This window comes from Microcystis sp. LEGE 00066 (assembly GCF_015207925.1).
In the GTDB taxonomy this organism is placed as follows: domain Bacteria; phylum Cyanobacteriota; class Cyanobacteriia; order Cyanobacteriales; family Microcystaceae; genus Microcystis; species Microcystis ichthyoblabe_A.
The window spans coordinates 1-22,275 of record NZ_JADEVX010000039.1; the positions used below are offsets into that span (position 1 = coordinate 1).

Here is a 22,275-nt window from a genome sequence, read left to right on the forward strand (position 1 = left end):
TTGTTGAGAACGTCTCTATCTCATTGTTGCCATTTCTATTCTCTTTGCTACTTTAACTGGCATGGCGGTTCAACAATCTGGCTCTCGCCGTCAGGTTGATGCTCATTTTCGGCGTGGTTTGAGTTATTTGAAAATTGGTTTACGTTGGCTGGCGGGAGTTGTTCATAAGGCGCGTCCCTTCTTGCGACTTGACCACTTATTTTCTGTTGACCCTTTTCCCTGTTTTGCTTCTCGCAAAGCTCGTCAGGATTATTATGGCAAAATTACCTTTTCTTTTATTCAGGAGTTTGAGGCTTTCACATAACAGTACTTGTCTTTGTATTGAAAAATGTGTCCGTCAGTCAGCCTGCGCCCTCCGAGCGCTCAGGTTTGCTGATCACCCTAATTAAGCGGTTAAATCGATTAACTTTTGTTTTAAAGTTTCCAATCCGAGGCGACGAATAGCCGAGATAAAAACAGCTTGGGGATATTTTTCCTTAGCTATTTCCAAATCCTCGCTTTTTACCTGATCCAACTTATTAAACACCATTAACATCGGACCGGTTTGAATCGGCATCTCCGAGAGGATTTTTAACACCGAGGCAATCTGACTTTCCCAAGCTGGATGGGAGAGATCCACCAGATGGAGTAATGCCTCTGCTTCCGTTACTTCCTCTAAAGTTGCCCGAAAAGCATCCACCAGCGAGGGGGGTAATTCGTGGATAAAACCCACCGTATCGGTTAGTAACAGGGTGTGAGAGACTTGGGTGAGGGGATCGGTAATAGTTAAGCGTCGGGTGGTGGGATCGAGGGTAGCAAACAGTTGATCAGCGGTATAAACTTCGGCAGCGGTGAGAGCATTAATTAAAGTAGATTTTCCCGCATTGGTGTAGCCGACGATCGCCACACTGGCTACATCTTGTTTTTGCCGTTGTTTGCGTAAACGGGAACGATGAGCTTGCAGTTGATCCACCTCATCCTGGAGACGGGATAAACGACGTTGAATAGTTCGGCGTTCTGTTTCTAATTTTGTCTCCCCCGGTCCGCGAGTGCCAATTCCTCCCCCTAATCTCGACATGGCTAATCCGCGCCCGGTGAGACGCGGTAAAGTGTATTCTAATTGGGCTAATTCTACCTGTAGTTTACCCGCTTGCGATTGGGCCCGTTGGGCGAAAATGTCCAGGATAACCTCGGTGCGATCGACCACTCTCACCCCGATTTGGTTCTCTAGATTGCGAATTTGGGCGGGAGAAAGGTCGCGATTGAATACAACTAAGTTAGCTCCCGAAGTTTGCACCTGTAGGGCGATTTCTGCCACTTTTCCCGAACCGATCACTGTTTGAGGATGGGGATGATCCCGTTTTTGTCGGGTGACTTGCAAAACTTTACCCCCGGCGGTATCAACTAAACGCTCTAATTCGCTTAAACTGTCCTCAAACTGGCGATCGCTCATATCGTCGGTCATTAAACCAACCAATAGCACCCGATCTTCGGCTGTATCAACGGTTATAGCGGTAAATTCTCGCTGAAACTCCGCCTCTAGTCCTTCCACTAACTCTAAAAAGTCCTGTTTGCTTAAATCCTCTAGATTTAAGGGCGGGGAGACAGACCAGTATATATTACTATTGACATTTGTTTGACTTTGTGGTATGAGATGCGCCAGATAGACTTGCTCCACATAACCGGTCGCCCCACCACCGCGACGGATCATGCCTGTGCCAGTTAGGGTTAAGATCACCAGTGCGTCTAATCTTTGCAAAGCCATGGCGGTTAAACTGGATTCTTTTGGCGGTTCTTGCTTGAGTTCCGTGGCGATGCAACGAATTCCGCAAAGACGTTGGGAACCGTAGCGGGGTAGTTCCAAGAGAGAAAATTGCGTTTGTCGGGGGGTTCCCACTCCCACTCGAATTACCTGGCCGCGACGGTTGATATAGGTGCAGAGGGGTTGATGGATATCGGTACTGATGGCCGCCAGTCTTTGGGCGAATTCTGGGGTGGTGAGGGTATCAATAGGCAAGCGTTCATGGTACAGCCTTTGTAGCTGTTTCATCTGACTAGCTTTTAGTCCCTGGGTATTGCCGAAGATGGTATCGATAGGCTTTCCTCGCAATTAGGATTTTATCTATATATTGTAGCGATTTTGACACTCGCTGCTCTTTCCTTTTTTGGCACGTCGCCAATGAGAACAGACAAGTCTGGGCATTTTCAGGAACAGGGAATAGACAGTGCTTCCTTCTCCAGCAAACCCAGGATATGAATCTTTATTAGCTCAAGGATTTTTACATTTCATATTTTGCAATTTTTATAGCCAAACTCAAGTATTTACTCAATAGTAACCTTTCCTTATATTAATAAAGCAAGAATAACAAAAAGGGAGAAAATAAAAAATACAAGCATTAAAGAAACTCCCTTAGATGAATAATAACATTCTGGAACTTCAAAAATTTAGAACAGAGACCTATAACTTGATTGGACGTGCCAAAAATGTAACTTTTGAGTTAATGGACGCAGTTTTAACCACAAAAACAGCATACTGTTGGGCAGATTTTTCTCTTTCTCCTCTTAAAAAATGTGGTTCTGCCTCAACCGTAATAGATATTCCCCTAGAGGTATATCTATTAACCATTGATTTTACTTAATCTTACCATTGACTTTAATAAATCTTAAAAATACTCTAAGTTACTTATAAAAATAAAGGTACGTTAGCGACAGCGTAACACGCCCTACTTATACAACTTTTGCCAGAGGGCTAAGGCAAAGTCGTCCTAATACTAAATCTGGTTATTAAAGACTGATTATTTATTCCCCTTTTTGCCGTTCGGCTGAGCTCACGGCTGAAGCCTTTTGCCTGAGCAGAAAACGGGTTTCTCCGAGAAACCCGTTTTCTGTGCGTTACTCAACGGATTTAGTATAAAAGGACAGGGTTTCAAACCGAGGATTTGCGGTGATACAATAAAGTTAGGCAAAAATGCGATCGCAAGAGATAAAGCATGGTTCAAGCACCCATCGAACCCCAACTTTTCTATCCTGATTCCGACGGTAAACCTATGGCCGACAACACAGTTCAATATCGCTGGATTGTTCGCTTGGTTGCCAATCTCAGGTATTTATTTAAAGAGCAAACCGTCTTTGTCGCCGGAGATTTGCTCTGGTATCCCCAGCAGGTAACTGTACCACCCGCTCCCCGTCAAGCTCCCGATGCCATGGTAGTTTTCGGCCGTCCACCGGGTGAGCGCGGCAGCTATAAACAATGGGAAGAAGACAATATTGCTCCCCAGGTAGTGTTTGAAATCCTCTCTCCGAGCAATAGTGCCAGGGAAATGCTCAAAAAGCAGTCTTTCTATCGGGAGTATGGGGTATTAGAGATGTTTTTCTATGACCCAGACTCCCATGATTTCTGGGGATTGGTGCGGGCCAATCAGCAAGAGGATTTTTTCCCAGTAACGGCCTTGAATTTTCCTTGGACTTCCCCAATCCTAGGAATTCGGTTTGAGATGTTTGAAGAGGGTTTAGAGGTCTTTTATCCCAATGGGGAACGATTTAAAGACCCTGAAACCCTCTTTGAGGAACGCAACCAAGCACAACAAGAACGCGACCAAGCACAACAAGACCGCAACCAAGCACAACAAGAACGCGACCGCGCTTTTGCCCGATTACGCGAATTGGGCATTGATCCGACACAGTTGTGACTATAATTAATCTTCAGCGGAGATGCCGTCCTCTTCCACCACCGCTTCGGTGATAGGAGAGGGGGGAATTTCCGTTAAGGGAGATAAATCCGCAGGGGGGGGCATCACGCGATCGAGTTTTAGGGTTAAATAACGAATAACCTCATCACTTAAACGCATGGCCCGTTCCATGGGGGCGACTTGTTTGCCGCTGGCCTGATAATTCATCTGCACATAGACACCATCATTGAGTTTTTTGATGGGATAGGCCAGACGTTTTTTACCCCACACCTTAACCTCAATGTCTGTGGCGCTGTGTTCGGTAATCAGAGTCCGATAACGTTCCACTTGTTGCTGAACGACTTCTTCCCCTAAATCGGGACGGAGAATGTAAAGAGTTTCGTAGTTATTGCTCATCTCAGAATCCTTATGGACTAGAAGGCTTCTTTGTCAAGGCTAGGAGCTAATTGATTTTCATAACTCTCTAGCTTTTAATAAAGAAGCAAGGATATATGATCATACTACTATCCGAGAGTCGATCGCTAGTCATTCCCAGAAAAATATGGCGCAACGCTATGTACGAGTGAAACATCGTCAAGGACAAATCTTCTACGGACTGTTACAGCTAAACCGTAGCGTTGCTGTCTTTGATGCCCCTCCCTGGCAAGGAGGGCAACTAACCACAATAGAATTAGAACCTGATAGCTACCAACTATTAGCCCCCTGTTTCCCGTCGAAAATTATTGCCGTGGGCAAAAATTACCGCGCCCACGCCGCCGAGATGGGAACACCTGTACCGGAAGAACCGCTTTTATTTCTCAAGCCACCGACGACAATTATCGCCGATGGTGAAACGATTTTTTATCCGCCCCAATCGGAAAGAGTGGATTATGAGGGAGAATTGGCATTAATTATCGGAGAAACCGCCAAAAACTGCACCACAGCCCAAGCCAGAAGCAAAATCTGGGGTTATACCATTGCTAACGATGTCACCGCTAGGGATTTACAGAAAAAAGATAGCCAATGGACGCGGGCGAAAGGATTTGACAGTTTTTGTCCCCTCGGCCCCTGGATTGTCCGGGAATTGAGTATCGGGGCCCAATTAACCACTTTTCTCAATGATGGCAGCGAACCGAAACAAAGCAGTTATCTCAGTGATATGGTCTTTCCCCCCGATGTCTTGGTGGCTTATATCTCCCAAGTGATGACCCTGCTGCCGGGGGATGTGATTTTAACGGGAACTCCCGAAGGAATCGGACCGCTGCAGGTGGGGGATAAGGTTCGGGTGGAAATAGAAGGCATCGGGGTTTTGGAAAATAGCGTCATGGCAGCAGAAATCAATTAACGATAATTAACAATCCTAGCGAATACGGCGGGGTCTAGACTCGCCCCACCGACTAAAGCCCCGTTTATCTGCGATTGAGCCATAATTTCATCGATATTATCCGGTTTTACCGAACCACCGTACTGAATGGTTACTTCGGGATTGTCTAATTGTTGCCGAATCAAACCGATAACGCGGTTCGCTTCCTCGCTTTCGCAGGTTTCCCCCGTGCCAATCGCCCAGATGGGTTCGTAGGCGATAACGAGGTTTTTTTGGTCAACATTGACTAAACCTGCTTGAATTTGCTTGATAATTACCTTTTCCGTTTCTCCGGCATCTCTTTGGGCTTTACTTTCTCCCACGCAGATAATTGGGGTTAAACCTTGTTTTTGGGCAGATATGACCCTTAAATTGACGGTTTCATCGGTTTCGCCAAAATATTGCCGGCGTTCACTGTGACCGATAACCACATAGTGAACCCCGATTTCGGTTAACATATCCGCCGAAATTTCGCCCGTATAAGCCCCCGATTTTTCCCAGTGGACATTTTGCGCCCCCAAGCGAATACGACCACCGTGGAGGGTTTTAGAGAGGACAGCTAAAGCTGTGAAAGGCGCGCAAAGAACCACTTCTCGGTCGTCGGGGGTTTCATCTAGATGGGATTTAAAATCTTGCAAAAACTCCAAAGCTTCTCTCTGGGTTTTGTGCATTTTCCAGTTACCTGCAATAACAACTTTCGGCACAGCTTAATTAATTTAGTAGATTTGATAATTTATGGTACATTTTACTGTAAGCCTTTTTGTTACCCTAAGCAAGATCACCGATAATCGCTGTCTGTCGTGAACAGATTTTTTTAATACTTTTACCTGTACCTAGGGTTGGCTGAATAAATCTAAAAACTTTGTTGGATAAGGCTTTTAGACTTTTTTCCCTCAAAAAGTGCCTACCATTGGAGGGATCGGGGGTAAAATCCCTGGACTTTTTCCCTGAAAATTAGGTAACTGACCACCTCAAAATCGGTAAAACCCTACACCCTACACCCCACACCCTGCCCCCACGAAAAACTTTTTGCCGCAAACCCTACCTATGCCCTAATCCCCTACCAAATCCTCATGCGAACCTTAGCGATCGGCGATATTCATGGTTGCTCGAAAGCTCTAGATCACTTGCTAGAGATCGTCAATCCCAAACCGCAAGATACTTTAATCACCCTCGGTGATTACGTTAATAAGGGCAAAGACTCGAAAGGGGTAATCGAGCGCCTGATTTCCCTACATAAACAGGGCAATTTGATTCCCCTCAAAGGTAATCACGAGATTATCATGCTGCAAGCCCGTCATAACCCCCTCAAACAGCGTCTCTGGTTAGAAAAAGGCGGTAAAGCTACTCTAAAATCCTATAGCGAAGGCCAACTGATTAAAATTCCTGAATCCCACTGGGATTTTTTAGGAAAAGTCTGTATAAATAGCTACGAAACTGCAAATCATTTATTTGTTCACGCTAATCTCGATCCCCATCTACCCCTGGCTAGACAACCAGAATACAAACTCTTTTGGGAGAAATTTCAATATCCCGCCGCCCATAGTTCGGGAAAAACCATGATTTGCGGCCATACCAGCCAAAAAAGCGGTAAACCGGTTAATCTCGGCCATGCCATTTGTATCGATACTTGGGCCTACGGCCAAGGCTGGTTAAGTTGTTTAGATGTGGAAGCGGGGAAATTGTGGCAGGTTAACCAGCGAGGAAATTTTCGGATTAGCCATATTCAAGATTATTATCGTCCATCCTCTCTAGGTCGGGACATTAAGGACGGTTCGCCGATTTTTGGCCGTTCACTCTTGTCAAGAGCGGCAGCAATGACATTTAAGGGCAAATAACTGGGGTAAACTCCCTCGCGAGCGCGTTCAATATCCGTTTCCTCTAGGGGAATTTGGTATTTAATCGCAATTGCCTTGAGGATATCGCCGCGATCGATCACTCCCGCTACGGCGGAGGCCGGTGTTAACACCGTGAGCATTGGGTCCTGGATGGTTTCCAGTTTCTGCACCACTGTCACTAAGGGGGTTTTTTCCTCAACAGTGGCAATTTCCGTGAGGGGATGGGCAATATCAAGCAGTTGTTTTTCTGACCAGAAACTGCGCTCGATCGCCTGTAAATCTGCCACCCGAATTAATCCCCGATAACGCCCCTCGGACGCGGCAAAATAAGCAGTATTAGCCGCTGCTTGGTCTAAAACGTATTCCTGGACGAATTCCTCTAGGGTTTGATGGGCGTTTAAAACCCGCAAATTTCTGCTCATCACCTCTCCCGCTTGCAAATTGAGGAGACTTTCCTGTAAATTAGTCAAATTATCGTAAGCGCGGGCATTTCTGAGGATAAACCAGCCCATTAATCCTAACCAGGCACCCCCCACATCTGCCGTCAAGAGAACCAAGAAAATCCCTAAAATAATCCCCAACCAACCGATGAATTGACCACTGATCGCAGCCCAATGTAACCCTTTCCAGCGATCGCCAGTCGCTTGCCAGACCATTGCTTTGAAAATTTGACCGCCATCGAGGGGTAAACCGGGGATAAGATTAAATAGAGCCAAAAACAGGTTAATTATCGCTAAATGCCCACATATATAGGTTAAATTAGCGTTTAAATAGGGTAAGTGACTGGCTAGGGATAGGAGACAAAACAGGAGAAAACTGACGAGGGGTCCAGCGATCGCGACTTGCAGGGCCTCTGGAGGAGTCCGCGATTCTCGCTCGATCGAGGCCATACCCCCAAAAAGAAACAGGGTAATGGAATTGACCTCGATGCCTTGCGACCGAGCCATTAAACTATGACCTAATTCGTGGAGTAAAACCGAGATAAATAGCAATAAAGCCATGATTAAACCAAGTAACCACGCTAAAACAGAACTCTGGGCGGCCAGAGACTGAATTTCTGCATCGGTGGCATTGATCAGGGTGACAAAAGCCAAAATCAGAAACCACGAGGAATCAATATAGAGAGGAATGCCCAATAAAGAGCCGATTCGCCAATTTGTACGCATATTGACCAAGTAAAAAGTGAGAAGTAAAAAAGAAGATGGATAGTGATCAAGGGAAAATTAAAAAGGAACAAAGCTGTCAACCTTCTGGGAGTCTCAACCAGGAAATTAATTTTGCCAGACTACTTAGGACATTTGGAAAATAAAAGTCATTTTGTCCCCTTTACCGAGGGAAATGCGATCGCCAGCCCGGAGACGATGACGATTACCGGGGGGTAGGGGAGTGTGATTAACGTAGGTTCCGTTAGCGCTGCCCGTATCTTCGAGATAATAGATGCCCCCTTCGACGCGGATATCGCCATGAACCCGGGAGACGATATCAGAATCAGGAAAACCGGAAACATCGATATCGGGGGGAATGCGATCATTAGGTTTGCCGATATGAATTACCGATAGATGTAGGGGTAATTCAATTTTGCTATCGGTTTGCAGGTGCTGCAAACTAGCTATTTCCGTCTGTAAGCGGGTGGCGGCCGGAACCGGTGGAGGGGCAACAGGAGGAGGTGCGATCGATGCGACAGTGGCTGTAGGGACTGGTGGGACGGGTTCAGGTTCCGATTCGGCCTCGGCTGCCACCATGGGAACGGAATTAGGCTGTAAATTGTAGCCACACTGACCGCAAAAGGTGGCATCAGTTTGGATGGTTGCCCCACAACTAGGACAGGAAGACATCCGCGGCAAGGGAGTGTAACAGGCCTCGCATTGACTGGCCTCATCGGGGTTAGTATGTTCGCAATTAGGACAAACGATCATTTTTAAGGAAAAAGTAAAAAGTAAAAAGTAAAAAAGCAGATTAGGGGTTGGGTGTTGGGGTGTTGGGGTGTTGGGGTTTTAGGGTGTTGGGGTGTTGGGGTTTTAGTTGAATTACCCCATTTCCCTATTCCCCTATTCCCCTATTCTCTAGACAAAAGAGGAACCAGCGGCCGCATCGAGCAACCAATATAATTCCCCGGCCGGGGGGTGGATGAGACGGGAAGGATAGGAGAAAGAGTCACCATAGGCAGAGAAAATCTCATGTAGAGCGGGGCGTTTACTTTCGCCGGCAGCGATAAAGATCACACAACGGGCCTGATTGATCAGGGGAACGGTAAAAGTCAAGCGGGGATTGCCGTCTTTCTCGCCGACGGTGATACAGCGATCGCTCACCGTTAAAGCTGCCGTGTGGGGAAAGAGAGAGGCGGTGTGACCATCATCGCCCATTCCCAATAAAATCAGGTCAAAAACGGGAAAATCGGGAGAATTGACCCCAAACCATTGGCGGAGATGATCATCGTATTTTTGGGCGGCCAGGTGGGGATCGGGGTCATCCGTGGGCATAGGATGAATATTAGCGGCCGGGATCGGTATGCGATCGAGCCATGCTAACCGGGCCATGCGTTGATTACTGTCAGGATGATCGGGACTAACGTAGCGCTCATCTCCCCAGAAAACGTGAATTTTTGACCAGTCGAGGGGTTGAGAGGATAAAGCCTCGTAGAGAGGTTTCGGGGTACTACCGCCGGACAGAGCGATGGTAAAATAGTCCTGTTGGTCGAGGCTGGTTGTGATTTTTTCCAGAACCAGCGCCAGAGATTTTGCGATCAGAGCTTGTTTATCAGCTAAAACTTCCACCAATTTCTGCATGGGTTTTGTTATCAACTCAGGGGGGCTGTCTTTACTATAGGCTAACCATTGAGGACTCATCTGAGAGCTTGGGAAAATTTTATTCTTTGACAGTCTCTGTCTTAGGGAAGAGATCTGGGGAAAACCTCGTCTGAGAGCTTGGGAAAATTTTATTCTTTGACAGGGATAGGTTTACCGATGCCATATTGAGGTAATATTTCTAGAGTCGATTCTCGAAAGAGGTTGACAAGCAGAACGATTTAGCGTAGGGTTTAGCGGGAGGTTGAGCAAAAGTTAATTAGAAATTGCAGTTTGTCAGATTGCCTCTCGGCAAAATCCTTCTGGGAACCCCCAGCGAGAACTTTTAAACAGACTAATGAATCTATTCATTGACATACCATTACAGAAACAGCGATGAACAGTTTTACTTCTTTGTCCCTGAAATTAACGGGATTGGTTTTCATTCTTTCCTTCCTTTTGGATGCGTTTATCCTGCCGCTGCCCTATCAATTCAGTCAATCCCAATGGCAGGTAGGGTTCGTCACCACCTTTGTCGATCGAGGAATTGTTCCTCTTCTGGGTATCGTTCTCGTTTTAATCGCTTACTGGATTGACGATAACAATAAAGATTTCACTACTAGGAAATACCACTTTGAATTGCGTTGGCCGATCTTTATTCTTTCCACACTGTTAGGCTTAGTTTTTCTGTTGATGATTCCTGTTCATGTCAATAATATCAACCAGATTAAAAACGACGCTTTGACTCAAATTGAACAGGGTGTTGACCAAGGGGAGGGACAAATTCAAGCTTTCTTAGCCCAGGTAAATACTCTATCGCAAAATCCCCAACTATTAGACCAGCAGATCTCTCAGAGAACTCAAGTGATTGAAACTGGTCGTGTCCAAGGACAACCGATCAGCACAGAACAGTTACAAACCCTTCGCCAACAAAGAGAGCAATTAACTAATTTACGCGATTTATCCAAAAGCCCGAGGGAATTTAAACAGCGATTAGATGAGATCAAAAATCAGCTACAAACTCAGCTGCAAGAGCGGCGAAAACAGGCAGAAAGCCAAGCTAACTTGGAGGCTTTGAAACAGTGGTTAAGAATTGGTAATCAAAGCATGTTGCTATCGATTTGCTATAGTTTGATCGGTTGGTTAGGCATTCGAGAACTAAGTAGTATGAAACAACCCATCGCCTAAGTAGGGGATTTATCTTAAATGATGAAGTCTAAAGTTTTCGTTTTCGGGAGCCAAAATTCGGGCTTCGGCCAGGAGCTCAGCGTTCGACAAAAGCTCACGCCGAGTTCCGAATGGACTCAGCAGACGAGCGCGGACAACAGCATACTTAATCCTTAGGATCAAATCTGTAACTACTTAGATATTCAGCCACAAAGGGTATCATTTGCCGATGCTCTTTTTTTTATTAAACCTCTTGCATAATTAATTTTTACTGATTCAAAAGCTTCCTACAATACTAAATCCTGTTTGAAAGGCATAGGGGAGCAGGGAGTGGGGATAAGGGAGAATAAATAAAAACAATCTCCTGACTGCTGACTGCCGACTGCTGACTCCACCAAGAAACTTTTTCAGTAAACCCTAATTAGAGATTTTTTAGTACAAAGGCTCTAGAATGGCCCGTGCCAGTTATTGACCCGAAGACTTGTTTTTTCAGTCTTGTGGCTTTATCATAGATACTGTGTGGTGTGTGTGATGTGAAGGAGTAAGATGACTGCTAATAGCCAACTTATCTCCGTCAAGGCTCTACAAGCTTTGATGAAGCGAGGGTTCAAACCTTCGGTCTCTGGTAGACGGCATCAAAAATCTTGGTTAATAGCTTTAGACGGCGATACCTCAAAACGATTATTCGATATCGTTTTCTCCCTATCGGTTCTAATTTTCTTTTCGCCGCTTTATTTAATCTTAGCCTTATTGATCGCGATTAGTTCCCCCGGTCCGGTCTTTTATATGCAGAAGCGCGTCGGTCAAAACTTCCAGCATTTCAACTGTATCAAGTTCCGTACTATGGTAATGGATGCGGATAAGGTATTAGAGAGACTGATGGAAGACTCTCCCCAACTGCGAGCGGAATTCGAAGATAATTTCAAGCTCAAGGACGATCCCCGCATAACTTGGATTGGCAAGTTTCTTCGTTTAACCAGTTTAGATGAGTTTCCCCAATTCTTCAACGTCCTGCGAGGAGATATGAGCGTCGTCGGTCCGCGGCCTTTAGTTCCCGAAGAATTGCAGAAATATGGCAATCGCATCGAGAAAGTTTTAACTATTCGCCCCGGTTTAACTGGTTTATGGCAAGTTTCTGGACGTAATGACATTCCCTATCCCATGCGGGTGCAGATGGATGTGTATTACGTTAATTCGCGTAACTGGTTAACCGATATCTGGGTAATCTTCAGAACTATCGGTGTTGTGGTTTTTCCCAAAAATAACGGTGCTTACTAAAGCGGTGAATAGTAGTTCAAGATTACTGGCTACTGTTCCAATGTAATTAATCGCTAGACTGGAGGAGAGAAAGGCAGAACTTGCTTTTTTCTCCTCTTTTTTTGAGAAGAAATATTATGATATAGCGTTTTTCAGTCTGCTGAGGTACAAAAGTTATGGCTTTTAGGCAAAAGGCAAGAGGCAAAAGGGAAGAAAATAGGTGTACCTCACTAGCTTAGGAAACGCTATAGTAATTAGGGCTTGCTAGATAATGGTAGAACCCTTTTAAAATAAGACTTTTGACCTTTTAAGAGCCGATGTTAGTGCCAGAAAATAGATTGAGACCTTCAAAAACCTTGCATTATCCTTCTTGTGGTACGCAAACTGGTAAAAAAAAGGAGGGCAACAAAGCCTTAAACTGCTGCCTTCTGCCTGACCCCATCCTAGGCCTTTTTCAGCAAACCCTACTTAGCTGTTATCTTAAGGGTGAGGTACGAAATTTCTGATTTTAGGAAACACGGGAACCAGAGATGATTCTAAATCTCGTCATTTCGTCCTTACCACAATTTAGGCATTTTGTCAAAAAAATTTTGACTTTGCAACAAAACTACACAAAAATTAGATCAACGTTGTTAGGGAAAAAAGGGATAATTGGCGAAAGTGTTTGGTTTGGCTAAAAGGGAAAGTCTAGATTTAGCAATGGTTTCAAGGCAAGCTAGACCTTTAAAAGTCCAAAAAAGACCACAAAAACCCACCGTAGCATAATGCAGAATTATACCAGAATCGCTGGAAGTATTGCTATCTCGTAAATAAATAGAAATTATTCTCAATAAATTCTTGAGTAAAAATAAATATTACCAATTGTAAATTTAAATATTTTTAAGTATTGAAGATGTTTGTATATAAAATACTTATCATTGTTGCCCCGATTGCCTCTAACTTTCCCCTCCCCACAGCAATCACCGGGTAAATAGAAAATTTCTCATTCTTTCTCCTAAAGATGAAGTACAGATTAATCCTTACTCATCAAGTATTTTAGCAACAATAACTAACCTCATCTTTCTGAGAAAGCCTGTAACTGCCATAACCTACCTTGTATTATGAACAATAGTCAAGTTCTTATATTCTCGGTAAAATCGTCCTATGAGGGGAGAATCATTAGTAGCCTGGGCAGCACAACAAAACTCCTTGGATAGCAGTTCTGCTGTGAACAGCCAAACGGTGGGAGACATTCCTGAACTGGTTCTTATCTTGATCCTGCTGCTACTGATTGCCACTGCTGTGGCCCTAGTAACCCAGCGATTACGCATTTCCTATGTGGCAGGTTTAGTGTTAGCAGGATTACCGATCACCGATCTTTTATCTCGTCGTATTGGGTTAGATCCGTTTTTAGTGCTTAACCTTTTTCTGCCGATTCTGATTTTTGAAGCGGCGATTAATACCGATATCAGCCGTCTTCGCAGTACCTTTAAACCGATCGCACTGCTGGCAGGACCCGGCTCGGTTTTTTCTGCGGCGATTATTGCGGTTTTGGTAAAATTTGGGCTGGGGCTAGATTGGATTCCCGCCTTACTGGTGGGAGTGATTCTGGCAAACACCGATACTGTCTCAATCATTGCCGTCTTTAAAGAAATTCGGGTTCCCTCTAGGCTCTCGACTATTGTGGAAGGGGAAACACTATTTAATGATGCAGCCGCACTCGTCACCTTTAATTTGCTCTTGGTGATTTACGCGACTGGAACCATCAGCACTACACAAGTCATCAAGGAAGTGTTGATCGTTGCTCTGGGTGGGGGATTAGTGGGTGCTGTCCTAGGCTACCTGTGTCTGCCTATCTATGTGCGCTTACGGGATCCGCTTAGTAGCCTGCTGCTTACGGTTGCGCTTGCCTTGGGAGCTTTTCAACTCGGGCAGTTTTTGGGTGTATCGGGAGCGGTGGCAGTAGTTATTGCCGGACTTGTCTTTGGTAACTTGGGGCTGCCTCGCAGCGCCTCTGCATCCGATCGCATTACCCTGATCAGTTTTTGGGAATATGCCGGTTTTATCGTCAATACCTTTATTTTTCTGCTGATTGGCATTGAAATCAACCCCTTGACCCTATGGCAAACCTTGCCATCGATTGTGCTGGTCATTTTGGCTTATCAATTGGGGCGTATTCTGTCAGTGTATTCTTTACTATGGGTACTTCGCTGGATCGATCGACCGATCCCCTTGCGCTGGCAACATATTCTGATTTTGGGCAACATCAAGGGTTCCCTCTCCATGGCCCTAGCGGTTGCTATTCCTTTGACTCTAACAGGGCGGGAATTGATCATCGAGCTAGTCTTTGGGGCTGTGTTATTTTCTCTGGTTATCCAAGGATTAGCCTTACCCTGGTTAATTAAAAAGCTCGATATTAGTCAGGTTTCGGCAGTAACACGGGAGATTGGCCAGTTGCAGCTGCAGTTGATCGCGTCGAAAGCGGCACAGGATGAGTTAGCCAATTTACTGAAATCCGGCGTTTTACCGAAAGCAGTGTACGAAGAACTGTGGGCATCTTATCAGGCAAAAGTGGCGGTATCGGAACGGCTGCTGCGGGATGCTTATAATCAGTCTCGATCGGGGCAAAGGTCGCCTAACAACGGTCAACTAGATGCCATTCGACGACGATTGTTCCTCGCTGAGAAGGCAGCCTTGAGCGATGCACTTCGCAAACGCATTGTACCAGAAGATTTGGTACAATCCTACGTTAAAGGTTTGGATGAGAAACTTCTATCGTTGGACGATGATTAGTTTGAATGCCGAGGTAATCGATCATCGGTTTGACGAATTCCGGACGAGTAACCACCAGAATAGTTGAGTCTGCTTCTAGGACGGTATTGCCGTTGGGAATCTCTAAACTGGCAGAAGGGTGACACTGATAGCCAATAATAAGCGAACCGGTCGGAAAGTTGGCATCTTGAGCGATTTGGGCAACGGTACGCCCAGCTACATAACAATCCCTGGGGACCGGCAGCTTTAGCACCTCCACTTGGCCCTGTTCAAAGTGCATCATCGATTCTACTTCGGGGTATTCGATCGCATTTGCCATGGTGACAACGGCTAAATCAATCGTGCTGATGATGTGACTAGCTCTAGCAAGACGATAGGCATCGAGAAATTCGCGATCGCACATTCTCACCACAATATGGGAAATGCCATAACTTCTCGACAAGGTAACTAGGGCTAGATTCATCGCATCGTCCCTCAATGCGGCAACAACCGCGTTAGCTTGTCTAATCCCCGCCTCTAGCAGAACTTTCGTACTGACAGCACTCCCCTCAAAGGCCATGACACCGATTTTTTCCCGGGCAAACCGACAAGCTAAAGGGTCCACATCAACGATGGCGACGGTGTGTCCCAAGTCTAAAAGTTGTTGGGCTAAACCTAGCCCCATCATTCCCGCCCCACCAATTAAAACATACATAGCGGCTCTTTACTTAACAAAATACTACCCAATTAAGTGGTTTCAATTAGATTATAACCAGCTACTTACCCCAAAAATCTCCACAGACAACATCAAATAAATTTATTTTTATCAATTCAAATACAAGAAAAAACAACTCTCTTGATTCTCAATCGATCAATATTTCGGGAAATAGTCAGGTATTTATCCTCCAATCGGATAATTCTCGCAACTTGCTCAGGATTTGGCGAGTTATAGGAGTTGGTTTCGCTCTAGGAGGCGTTATGTCGACAAAATCTCGATCTCGCGCTCGATTACGGTGATAATTTGTAAAATATTTCTAGATTCGCCAGGTTGAACGTTTAACTCATCTCCTACATGGACATGATCGGGAAAATTCGGTAAATCGGGAAAATGTTCCACGTTATCCCAGCGTTTTCTTAACTTCTGTTTGCTTGCGTCCATCCATTGATAGCGATAGCTTATCGTAACGATGCGTCGATTGATCGAGGTAAAAGCCTCCGCAATTTCTAAAAAATCTCCGTTCGTTAAAAGGACTCTCGCTCGGAAATAGCCTCGATCGAATAAAATTCTTTCATCGACAATCGTGAAAGAGTTCACAATCGAACTCTCAGATAATTTCCGTTTAACCTTGCGAATATAATCGGCTATCTCCATCTAATTTGATCGTAAACTTATCTCTTTTCTAGCTGCCAATAGCATTTCATAATAAACATTCCACTCGAAATAATCGATAGCGTCCCCTAGCTCACCAGAACGAAATCTAGGAGAGAATTCTTCCGAACTCATGCGATATTGATTTTCGTATTGCTTGACACGGGTTTCTAAATCCAAAATTTGAGCGTTAATCTGCAAATTTTCCCGTTGTTCGCTCTCAATTTTCCGATTCAGTAACTCTCTTTCTTCCTCGGAGAGAGAGAGAATAATTCGCGCGAGAGAATCAATCAGTTGGGTGTTCATTGTCGTTAAAATCCGAGATAGGATTATTTCCCCTGAGAACTGTAGCAGATTCGATCGAGAACCGCTGCCATGACTTCTAGGAAATAATGGGTGGATGAGGCTGTACCTATCCACCCTAGATATCTAAATCTGCGGGGCTAAATTTCTTGTGAATCTGAGGAAAACCTAACTGTTTAATCACTTGATGTTTGCGTTCTTCCTCAAGGGATGACAACTGATTATAATTAACCCAGTGAATACAGTTAACCGGACAAGTCTCGATCGCTTCTTGAATAATTTCTTCTTCGTCACCGTCCTGATTATAGACACGAGAGCGACCGTATTCACCTTCAATAAAAAAGGTATTGGGGGCAACGTGGGCGCAGTGTTTACAACCAATACAAGTGACCTCATCGACGTAAATCGCTTTCTGGCGCAGTAAACCGCCCAATTCCGGTTCAAAACCAGTGCGGTCGGGGGAATCTCTTAGGAATCCCCCTAACTCTGGTTCAAAACCAGAGCGTTCGGGAGAAAAATCAGCCATTAGGCGCTCCAACGTTGTACCACTAGACGAATAGAACCATCAGTATTTTTTTCCTGTGCTGCCACCTGAAAACCCTGTTTAGCAGTTTCTGCCAGAATGGTGTGGTAGGCATAACCTTGATTTACTTTTCTTAAAAATCCTTCTACGGTTAGGGGTTGTTGCCAGTATTGCAAATCGGCAACTAACTCGTACTCGTTACCATTCCAGCGAAAACCGATATCGTAATTGTTATCTTGCTCGATTACCACCTCTGCGCTTAAAGTTTGACCTTGATAACCTTTGACGGGGTGGGAACCCTCTTTCCATTCCATCCCCATATCGCTCAGGGCGGCTTTTAGGTAGGATAGATCGCGGATTTTGGTTTTGATATTGCTAAAGTGTGACATGGCTTTTCAGTGGCTTAAATAAAGGGATTGGGAAAAATGAAAAATTACCAGTCGCTAAAAGTGGCTGCGTTGCTAACTTTCTCTGACTGGCTGACGGTTTGATGGTAATAATCCGAGGTTTTCTCTTGAGACATCAGCTGCCCGAGTTGTGCCTCGATCGCCGCCGTCACCTCTTGACAAGATGAACCGACTATGCCTGTCACCTTTTCCATGACGCGACCATCGGGATAGATGATAAACTCTAGGCTTTCCATGCTCATAGCTCTTCTCGGCGTGATCTGGGGTTTGCAAAGCTCCCTATCGTTTTAATTTACGATAGTTTGCTAATCGTAGCAATCTGGTTAAAATTTTAGCAAAACTTTATATTATCTGAGCCAACCACTTTCATTTTTTGTAAGTTTCGCGTAACTTTTCTTCATCGTCAAGGGCGAACCTTAACCTAGTAGGCATAATTTAACAAAACTACACAAAAAAGACGACCTGAAGCGATAAATTGAAAATAAAGGAGATGCAACGGCGAACCACGACCGCCGAGATCATAGAATTTTGTCTATAGGAATCAGAACAAATATGAATAAACAAATAGCCAGCGATCGCCTTCGGATCGGTGTTTTAGGTTTTGGTGGTTTGGGACAGGCTGCCGCTAGAATTCTCGCCCCCAAACAGGAAATGCTTTGGACTGCCGCCGCCGATAAAGCCGGTTTTGCCTACCACAAAGACGGTCTAGATGTCAATACCTGTAACAAAATTTATCATGACCGAGGTTCGATCGGTTATCTGGAAAATTACGGCAGTCTCAGCGAGAACAGTATCGAGGAATTAATCAAAACTGCCGACGTAGAAGGCTATTTTCTCGCCTTACCGAATTTACCTAACAATTTCATGGCCGATATCGCTAAAACTTTCATTCGCTTAGGTTGGCGCGGAGTTTTAGTCGATGCTCTCAAACGTACCAGCGCCATGGCACAAATCTTAGCACTACAAGCAGACCTAGAAGCCGCCGGCATCACCTATATGACCGGCTGCGGTGCTACCCCCGGACTGTTAACTGCGGCTGCTGCCCTAGCTGCCCAGAGTTATGCAGAGATTCATAGCGTTAAAATTACCTTTGGCGTGGGAATTGCCAACTGGGAGGCTTATCGTGCCACTATTCGCGAAGATATCGCCCATTTACCCGGTTACAACCCAGAAACAGCCCACCAGATGAGTGACGCAGAAGTGGAAATGCTGTTAAATAAAACCAATGGCATTCTTAGCCTCGAAAATATGGAACACGCGGACGATATTATGCTGGAATTGGCTGGAATTTGTGGACGCGATCGGGTTTCCGTCGGGGGTGTGGTGGATACGCGCAACCCGAAAAAGCCTTTAAGTACCAATGTTAAGGTCACGGGGCGGACTTTTGAAGGCAAAATTTCCACCCATACCTTCACTTTAGGTGATGAAACCAGTATGGCGGCTAATGTCTGTGGGCCAGCTTTCGGTTATCTGAAAGCGGGGGTTTCCCTGCATCGTCGCGGTATCTACGGATTATGGACAGCAGCGGAGATTATGCCGCAATTTGTGCGCTAGGGGTTTCTCTGGCGTAAAATAGCTAAAACTTTCGGGAAAATAGCGGGTAAGGGAGCGATCGCTTCTAGGCTCTCTCCCGTGACCGGATGTATTAAGATTAAACGATAGGCGTGGAGTAATTGCCCTGGTAGATTAATTCCGATGGAACGACCGGAACTATAGAGGGGATCCCCAAGAATCGGATGACCGATATGGCTGCTATGAACGCGAATTTGATGAGTTCTGCCAGTTTCTAGGCGAAATTCCATTAAGGTGTAGTTGCCTAGTCTTTCCTTGACTTGCCAGTGAGTGACGGCATTTCTACCACCTTTTTCCACGGCAATAATAGCCATCTTTTGGCGATCACTGCGGTGACGACTGATCGGCAGATCAATTGTACCTGTTTCGCTTTTGGGGACACCGTGGACGAGGGCCATGTATTCCCTGCGGGCAGTTTTGGTTTTCAATTGTGCCTGTAGGTGTTGATGGGCCTGGTCGGTTTTGGCAATAACGATCGCACCCGTGGTATCCTTATCTAAGCGGTGAACTATACCGGGGCGTTGAATTCCACCAATTCCAGCTAAATTTGGGCAGTGATGTAGTAAAGCGTTGACCAAGGTTCCCGATTCGTGGCCGGGGGCCGGATGAACCACTAAATCGGCTGGTTTATTGATAATAATCAGATATTCGTCTTCGTAAAGAATATCAAGATCGATCGCCTCGGCGCTTAATTGCAGGGGTTGACTGTCGGGAATGGTAATCTTTAAGCGATCGCCTTGACCAACTTTAGTATTTTTATTAGTGCAAATTTGACCGTTTAACTGTATATATCCCTGTTCTATCAGTTTTTGCAGCCTCGATCTCGATAAATCGGGCAATTGTGACCCCATCCAAGCATCTAAACGTTCTTTTTTTCCCGCAACTTCTAAGTTTAATTGGTTCATCGATTTTTAGTAATCAGGGTGTAAGGTTTAGGAGAATCGAGAAAAACTGACTTGAGATTATTTAAACTTAGCTCAACAATTCCAGTTATTTTAACAGTAATTGAACTTGCTCTGGCTGCTTGAGATAGGAATCTTGGGATTAAATTTTCCTGATTTTTAACGACAAAAGCCAAAGCAAATCAGTAGAGATTTACTCATACCCAAAAAAATAGAGAGACGTTGATTATAGCAACGTCTCTAGATCAGAAATTAATCAATCAGAGTAAGCCAAGCTGTTTTAAACAAGCGAATTTTGCCCACTTTAGTCAACAAAAAAACCATTTAAAACTGCTGAAATGATCGAAACCACGATCGAACCAAATAAAGCGGCAAAGAATGATTTTACCTCAAAACCACTGATAAAATAGGAGGCTAAAGAAAAGGAAATGGCATTAACCACAAAAATAAATAACCCTAGAGTTAAAATAGTTAAAGGCAGGGTAAAAAGAATCAACAGGGGTCTAATAATAGCATTAATTAAACCCAAAGCGACAGCAGCTATCAAAGCCACGGTAAAATTTTTAATTTCTATACCTGGTACTATTTGCGCTGTAATCAATAAAGAGACGGCGGTAATCAACCAACGGAGGAAAAAAGATAACATAAGCCCATCCATCTAAGATAGTTCATCCTCATCTATTCTAATCGCCATCGCCACTTAAAGAGGCGGAAGTCTTCAGGAGATGACAACGAAAACTGAGAGTGACTGCTGCTTCTGCTCGAAAACCAGAGCGGGAACATAGTATCGGTTATACTGATAATAAACAGGAGGATTCGATCGGACTATCAATCCCAGGACAGAGGCAGCACTAAAGATGATATCTAGAAAAAATTTTAGCCAAAGCCAGCAAGTACCAATCGGTAAAACGAGAATTATTCAGGGAGCAACTGGCACTTTAATGCTAGTGAGTCTGCTTTCTCTCCTCTTAGTGCCACCTAGTTTAGCATCTCCTGAGCCACCCAATTCGGTCATCGCCGCTACCCGTCAAGATTTGAGTCGGAAAACCAAGATATCGGTTAATCGCTTACAAATCCAAGCATCACAACCAAAAACCTGGCCCGATGGTTGTTTAGGATTAGCTAAACCGGGAGAATTCTGTACTCAAGCACTGGTGCAAGGATGGCGAATTATTCTGACTGATAACCAAAAAACTTGGGTTTATCGCACCGATAGCAGCGGCGCTAATCTCCGCTTAGAAAAGTGAATTTCTTTGGCTCTTTTCCAGCTGCTTTTTCGGCATCCCCAAAGTAGCTTTTTCCCGATTTGATTATCGTCCCCCCATGCTTGGGGGGATGAAAATCGGCTGAGAATGGCTCTAGGGTTTGTTTCAAGAATCTAGTCGTCTCTGGCAACCCTATTTAATTAATAATCCCATTTTTTTGCTTCTTTTTGCCCTAAAACTCCCGCGATACTGGGAAAAGTAAGAAGTAATTCGGTCATCAGTCCTCAACTATCGTTTAAGATGGATAGGAGAAGGTAAAGTTTTATATGTCCCCTTCAACTGCGTTTAGGAGTTCCTGCTAAAGATGACACAAGCTACTCAGATTCAAGGAAAAGGAATTTTACTCAGTGAGGCTGCCCTCAAACACCTTACCATGCTCAAAGAGCAACAGGGCAAGGATTTATGTCTGCGCGTGGGTGTGCGTCAAGGTGGTTGTTCGGGAATGTCCTATATGATGGATTTTGAGCATCCTAGCAATATTGGCCCCCAAGATGAGGTTTTCGATTACGATGGCTTTAAAATTGTCTCTGATAAAAAAAGTCTGCTCTATCTCTACGGTCTCATGTTAGATTACAGCAACGCGATGATCGGCGGTGGGTTCCAATTCACTAATCCCAACGCCAGTCAAACCTGTGGCTGTGGTAAGTCTTTTGGCGTTTAATTATTTCTCTGGGGTGATACCTTTCACCCCCGCCTCCCAGAGGCGATTTTTTTTTGGCCAAAACTCTTGACAAAATCGGAGACTTGACATACACTTTTTATATAATGGGAATCCGTGCCTGCCTGCGAACCCTTCATTTTTAGGCTAGATACCCTGCCCTGAATTAGAGACGATAATAATCTGAGGAAAACTTTTTAGACATTAAGAAGGGTTTTGACTGAGATTCCGCAGGGTACGATTGACAAAGCTGAGGTAGTCGTCAATTTCTTCGTAGGCATCGAGTTCTTGCTTTTGTGCGGGGGTAATTGCTGATTCTTTCTCTAGTTGGAGTAATTCTTCAATCCGAGTCTGAACGGCAGTGGAAGCTCGAAATATAGCAACTCCATCTTCTAATTCTAGGCAGACGGCTCCCTCTCTGGCTAGGGCAGAGGGCAAGTGATTGAGTTTAGGGATTGCTTGGGGGGTCATTTCAGTTACCAGTTATCAGT

The 22,275-nt window shown here is 44.8% G+C and carries 26 protein-coding genes; 11 read left to right on the forward strand and 15 right to left on the reverse strand.

Annotated features, from left to right (window positions below; all coding sequences use genetic code 11):
- Positions 1-61: 61 nt before the first annotated feature.
- Positions 62-304, forward strand: a complete 243-nt coding sequence (locus tag IQ224_RS07715; protein WP_002741143.1) for a hypothetical protein — start codon at positions 62-64, stop codon at positions 302-304.
- An 81-nt stretch (positions 305-385) separates the two neighbouring features.
- On the opposite strand, the gene hflX is transcribed toward IQ224_RS07715, so the two are convergent.
- Positions 386-2,089: a GTPase HflX gene (gene hflX, locus IQ224_RS07720; protein WP_002747614.1), complete on the reverse strand. Its 1,704-nt coding sequence runs from the start codon at positions 2,087-2,089 to the stop codon at positions 386-388.
- Between the two features lie 304 nt (positions 2,090-2,393).
- On the opposite strand from hflX, the gene IQ224_RS07725 reads away from it, so the two are divergent.
- Together IQ224_RS07725 and IQ224_RS07730 are read left to right on the forward strand one after the other, a co-directional pair.
- Positions 2,394-2,618 carry a hypothetical protein gene (locus tag IQ224_RS07725; protein WP_036402551.1) on the forward strand — a complete coding sequence of 75 codons (225 nt, stop codon included), beginning with the start codon at positions 2,394-2,396 and terminating at the stop codon, positions 2,616-2,618.
- 351 nt (positions 2,619-2,969) lie between these two features.
- Positions 2,970-3,668: a Uma2 family endonuclease gene (locus tag IQ224_RS07730; protein WP_002747612.1), complete on the forward strand. Its 699-nt coding sequence runs from the start codon at positions 2,970-2,972 to the stop codon at positions 3,666-3,668.
- A 6-nt stretch (positions 3,669-3,674) separates the two neighbouring features.
- Here IQ224_RS07730 and rpsF read toward each other — a convergent pair whose 3' ends face one another.
- Complete coding sequence (gene rpsF / locus IQ224_RS07735; protein WP_002733521.1) at positions 3,675-4,064, reverse strand: 30S ribosomal protein S6; 390 nt, start codon at positions 4,062-4,064, stop codon at positions 3,675-3,677.
- A gap of 145 nt (positions 4,065-4,209) precedes the next feature.
- Between rpsF and IQ224_RS07740 the strand changes: the two genes are divergently transcribed.
- Positions 4,210-4,992, forward strand: a complete 783-nt coding sequence (locus tag IQ224_RS07740) for a fumarylacetoacetate hydrolase family protein (RefSeq protein ID WP_036402550.1) — start codon at positions 4,210-4,212, stop codon at positions 4,990-4,992.
- Here the strand turns inward: IQ224_RS07740 and tpiA are convergent.
- A complete protein-coding gene (gene tpiA, locus IQ224_RS07745; RefSeq protein ID WP_071591854.1) occupies positions 4,989-5,714 on the reverse strand; it encodes a triose-phosphate isomerase in 726 nt (241 codons plus the stop codon). The genes IQ224_RS07740 and tpiA overlap by 4 nt on opposite strands.
- A 369-nt stretch (positions 5,715-6,083) precedes the next feature.
- On the opposite strand from tpiA, the gene IQ224_RS07750 reads away from it, so the two are divergent.
- Positions 6,084-6,848 carry a metallophosphoesterase family protein gene (locus IQ224_RS07750; RefSeq protein ID WP_002747608.1) on the forward strand — a complete coding sequence of 255 codons (765 nt, stop codon included), beginning with the start codon at positions 6,084-6,086 and terminating at the stop codon, positions 6,846-6,848.
- On the opposite strand, the gene IQ224_RS07755 is transcribed toward IQ224_RS07750, so the two are convergent.
- From IQ224_RS07755 to pgl, 3 genes are all read right to left on the reverse strand, one after another.
- Positions 6,746-8,014: a site-2 protease family protein gene (locus IQ224_RS07755; RefSeq protein ID WP_194032795.1), complete on the reverse strand. Its 1,269-nt coding sequence runs from the start codon at positions 8,012-8,014 to the stop codon at positions 6,746-6,748. The genes IQ224_RS07750 and IQ224_RS07755 overlap by 103 nt on opposite strands.
- A 123-nt stretch (positions 8,015-8,137) precedes the next feature.
- Entirely contained in the window at positions 8,138-8,764 is a 627-nt protein-coding gene (locus tag IQ224_RS07760) for an FHA domain-containing protein (protein ID WP_194032796.1), read from the reverse strand.
- Positions 8,765-8,911: 147 nt separating this feature from the next.
- On the reverse strand, positions 8,912-9,634 hold the full coding sequence (gene pgl, locus IQ224_RS07765) for a 6-phosphogluconolactonase (RefSeq protein ID WP_002747601.1): 723 nt from the start codon (positions 9,632-9,634) through the stop codon (positions 8,912-8,914).
- Positions 9,635-10,027: 393 nt separating this feature from the next.
- Here pgl and IQ224_RS07770 point away from each other — a divergent pair, with 393 nt between their 5' ends.
- The 3 genes from IQ224_RS07770 to IQ224_RS07780 all read left to right on the forward strand — a co-directional run bounded on the left by IQ224_RS07770 (position 10,028) and on the right by IQ224_RS07780 (position 14,827).
- Positions 10,028-10,819, forward strand: coding sequence for an HpsJ family protein (locus IQ224_RS07770; protein ID WP_002747599.1), 792 nt, complete (start codon positions 10,028-10,030; stop codon positions 10,817-10,819).
- A 525-nt stretch (positions 10,820-11,344) separates the two neighbouring features.
- Positions 11,345-12,076: a sugar transferase gene (locus IQ224_RS07775; protein ID WP_002747597.1), complete on the forward strand. Its 732-nt coding sequence runs from the start codon at positions 11,345-11,347 to the stop codon at positions 12,074-12,076.
- A 1,122-nt stretch (positions 12,077-13,198) separates the two neighbouring features.
- A complete protein-coding gene (locus IQ224_RS07780; protein ID WP_002747589.1) occupies positions 13,199-14,827 on the forward strand; it encodes a sodium:proton antiporter in 1,629 nt (542 codons plus the stop codon).
- Here IQ224_RS07780 and IQ224_RS07785 read toward each other — a convergent pair.
- From IQ224_RS07785 to IQ224_RS07810, 6 genes are all read right to left on the reverse strand, one after another.
- On the reverse strand, positions 14,784-15,500 hold the full coding sequence (locus tag IQ224_RS07785) for a TrkA family potassium uptake protein (protein WP_002731783.1): 717 nt from the start codon (positions 15,498-15,500) through the stop codon (positions 14,784-14,786). The genes IQ224_RS07780 and IQ224_RS07785 overlap by 44 nt on opposite strands.
- Positions 15,501-15,761: 261 nt before the next feature.
- Positions 15,762-16,100: a DUF6516 family protein gene (locus tag IQ224_RS07790; RefSeq protein ID WP_230457645.1), complete on the reverse strand. Its 339-nt coding sequence runs from the start codon at positions 16,098-16,100 to the stop codon at positions 15,762-15,764.
- A gap of 57 nt (positions 16,101-16,157) precedes the next feature.
- The gene (locus IQ224_RS07795) at positions 16,158-16,460 is read right to left on the reverse strand and encodes a hypothetical protein (protein ID WP_002747587.1); all 303 of its coding nucleotides are present in this window, start codon (positions 16,458-16,460) and stop codon (positions 16,158-16,160) included.
- A 115-nt stretch (positions 16,461-16,575) separates the two neighbouring features.
- A complete protein-coding gene (locus IQ224_RS07800; RefSeq protein WP_194032797.1) occupies positions 16,576-16,983 on the reverse strand; it encodes a ferredoxin in 408 nt (135 codons plus the stop codon).
- The gene (locus tag IQ224_RS07805) at positions 16,983-17,369 is read right to left on the reverse strand and encodes a DUF1257 domain-containing protein (protein WP_002731926.1); all 387 of its coding nucleotides are present in this window, start codon (positions 17,367-17,369) and stop codon (positions 16,983-16,985) included. Before IQ224_RS07805 ends, IQ224_RS07800 begins: the two co-directional genes overlap by 1 nt.
- 44 nt (positions 17,370-17,413) lie before the next feature.
- Positions 17,414-17,629, reverse strand: a complete 216-nt coding sequence (locus tag IQ224_RS07810; protein ID WP_002752708.1) for a DUF2997 domain-containing protein — start codon at positions 17,627-17,629, stop codon at positions 17,414-17,416.
- A gap of 310 nt (positions 17,630-17,939) precedes the next feature.
- Between IQ224_RS07810 and IQ224_RS07815 the strand changes: the two genes are divergently transcribed.
- Positions 17,940-18,941: a saccharopine dehydrogenase-like oxidoreductase gene (locus IQ224_RS07815; protein ID WP_194032798.1), complete on the forward strand. Its 1,002-nt coding sequence runs from the start codon at positions 17,940-17,942 to the stop codon at positions 18,939-18,941.
- On the opposite strand, the gene IQ224_RS07820 is transcribed toward IQ224_RS07815, so the two are convergent.
- Together IQ224_RS07820 and IQ224_RS07825 are read right to left on the reverse strand one after the other, a co-directional pair.
- Positions 18,938-19,864: an RluA family pseudouridine synthase gene (locus tag IQ224_RS07820; RefSeq protein ID WP_002747582.1), complete on the reverse strand. Its 927-nt coding sequence runs from the start codon at positions 19,862-19,864 to the stop codon at positions 18,938-18,940. The two genes, IQ224_RS07815 and IQ224_RS07820, sit on opposite strands and share 4 nt — an antisense overlap.
- 301 nt (positions 19,865-20,165) lie before the next feature.
- Positions 20,166-20,507 carry a phage holin family protein gene (locus tag IQ224_RS07825; protein WP_002747577.1) on the reverse strand — a complete coding sequence of 114 codons (342 nt, stop codon included), beginning with the start codon at positions 20,505-20,507 and terminating at the stop codon, positions 20,166-20,168.
- 211 nt (positions 20,508-20,718) lie between these two features.
- Between IQ224_RS07825 and IQ224_RS07830 the strand changes: the two genes are divergently transcribed.
- Positions 20,719-21,108 (forward strand): hypothetical protein, encoded by a 390-nt coding sequence (locus IQ224_RS07830; protein WP_002747575.1) that lies wholly within the window; start codon positions 20,719-20,721, stop codon positions 21,106-21,108.
- Between the two features lie 322 nt (positions 21,109-21,430).
- Positions 21,431-21,787 (forward strand): iron-sulfur cluster assembly accessory protein, encoded by a 357-nt coding sequence (locus tag IQ224_RS07835; RefSeq protein WP_002747572.1) that lies wholly within the window; start codon positions 21,431-21,433, stop codon positions 21,785-21,787.
- Positions 21,788-21,988: 201 nt separating this feature from the next.
- Here the strand turns inward: IQ224_RS07835 and IQ224_RS07840 are convergent, their stop codons facing one another.
- Positions 21,989-22,255: a hypothetical protein gene (locus IQ224_RS07840; RefSeq protein ID WP_002747571.1), complete on the reverse strand. Its 267-nt coding sequence runs from the start codon at positions 22,253-22,255 to the stop codon at positions 21,989-21,991.
- Between the last annotated feature and the right edge of the window lie 20 nt (positions 22,256-22,275).

Excerpts from the sequence above, each read along its gene's own strand:
- IQ224_RS07715 (WP_002741143.1), top strand. The coding sequence starts at position 62 with ATGGCGGTTCAACAATCTGGCTCTCGCCGTCAGGTTGATGCTCATTTT.
- IQ224_RS07725 (WP_036402551.1), top strand. The coding sequence starts at position 2,394 with ATGAATAATAACATTCTGGAACTTCAAAAATTTAGAACAGAGACCTAT.
- IQ224_RS07730 (WP_002747612.1), top strand. The coding sequence starts at position 2,970 with ATGGTTCAAGCACCCATCGAACCCCAACTTTTCTATCCTGATTCCGAC.
- rpsF (WP_002733521.1), bottom strand. The coding sequence starts at position 4,064 with ATGAGCAATAACTACGAAACTCTTTACATTCTCCGTCCCGATTTAGGG.
- IQ224_RS07740 (WP_036402550.1), top strand. The coding sequence starts at position 4,210 with ATGGCGCAACGCTATGTACGAGTGAAACATCGTCAAGGACAAATCTTC.
- IQ224_RS07750 (WP_002747608.1), top strand. The coding sequence starts at position 6,084 with ATGCGAACCTTAGCGATCGGCGATATTCATGGTTGCTCGAAAGCTCTA.
- IQ224_RS07755 (WP_194032795.1), bottom strand. The coding sequence starts at position 8,014 with ATGCGTACAAATTGGCGAATCGGCTCTTTATTGGGCATTCCTCTCTAT.
- IQ224_RS07760 (WP_194032796.1), bottom strand. The coding sequence starts at position 8,764 with ATGATCGTTTGTCCTAATTGCGAACATACTAACCCCGATGAGGCCAGT.
- pgl (WP_002747601.1), bottom strand. The coding sequence starts at position 9,634 with ATGCAGAAATTGGTGGAAGTTTTAGCTGATAAACAAGCTCTGATCGCA.
- IQ224_RS07770 (WP_002747599.1), top strand. The coding sequence starts at position 10,028 with ATGAACAGTTTTACTTCTTTGTCCCTGAAATTAACGGGATTGGTTTTC.
- IQ224_RS07775 (WP_002747597.1), top strand. The coding sequence starts at position 11,345 with ATGACTGCTAATAGCCAACTTATCTCCGTCAAGGCTCTACAAGCTTTG.
- IQ224_RS07780 (WP_002747589.1), top strand. The coding sequence starts at position 13,199 with ATGAGGGGAGAATCATTAGTAGCCTGGGCAGCACAACAAAACTCCTTG.
- IQ224_RS07785 (WP_002731783.1), bottom strand. The coding sequence starts at position 15,500 with ATGTATGTTTTAATTGGTGGGGCGGGAATGATGGGGCTAGGTTTAGCC.
- IQ224_RS07795 (WP_002747587.1), bottom strand. The coding sequence starts at position 16,460 with ATGAACACCCAACTGATTGATTCTCTCGCGCGAATTATTCTCTCTCTC.
- IQ224_RS07800 (WP_194032797.1), bottom strand. The coding sequence starts at position 16,983 with ATGGCTGATTTTTCTCCCGAACGCTCTGGTTTTGAACCAGAGTTAGGG.
- IQ224_RS07805 (WP_002731926.1), bottom strand. The coding sequence starts at position 17,369 with ATGTCACACTTTAGCAATATCAAAACCAAAATCCGCGATCTATCCTAC.
- IQ224_RS07810 (WP_002752708.1), bottom strand. The coding sequence starts at position 17,629 with ATGAGCATGGAAAGCCTAGAGTTTATCATCTATCCCGATGGTCGCGTC.
- IQ224_RS07815 (WP_194032798.1), top strand. The coding sequence starts at position 17,940 with ATGAATAAACAAATAGCCAGCGATCGCCTTCGGATCGGTGTTTTAGGT.
- IQ224_RS07820 (WP_002747582.1), bottom strand. The coding sequence starts at position 19,864 with ATGAACCAATTAAACTTAGAAGTTGCGGGAAAAAAAGAACGTTTAGAT.
- IQ224_RS07825 (WP_002747577.1), bottom strand. The coding sequence starts at position 20,507 with ATGTTATCTTTTTTCCTCCGTTGGTTGATTACCGCCGTCTCTTTATTG.
- IQ224_RS07830 (WP_002747575.1), top strand. The coding sequence starts at position 20,719 with ATGATATCTAGAAAAAATTTTAGCCAAAGCCAGCAAGTACCAATCGGT.
- IQ224_RS07835 (WP_002747572.1), top strand. The coding sequence starts at position 21,431 with ATGACACAAGCTACTCAGATTCAAGGAAAAGGAATTTTACTCAGTGAG.
- IQ224_RS07840 (WP_002747571.1), bottom strand. The coding sequence starts at position 22,255 with ATGACCCCCCAAGCAATCCCTAAACTCAATCACTTGCCCTCTGCCCTA.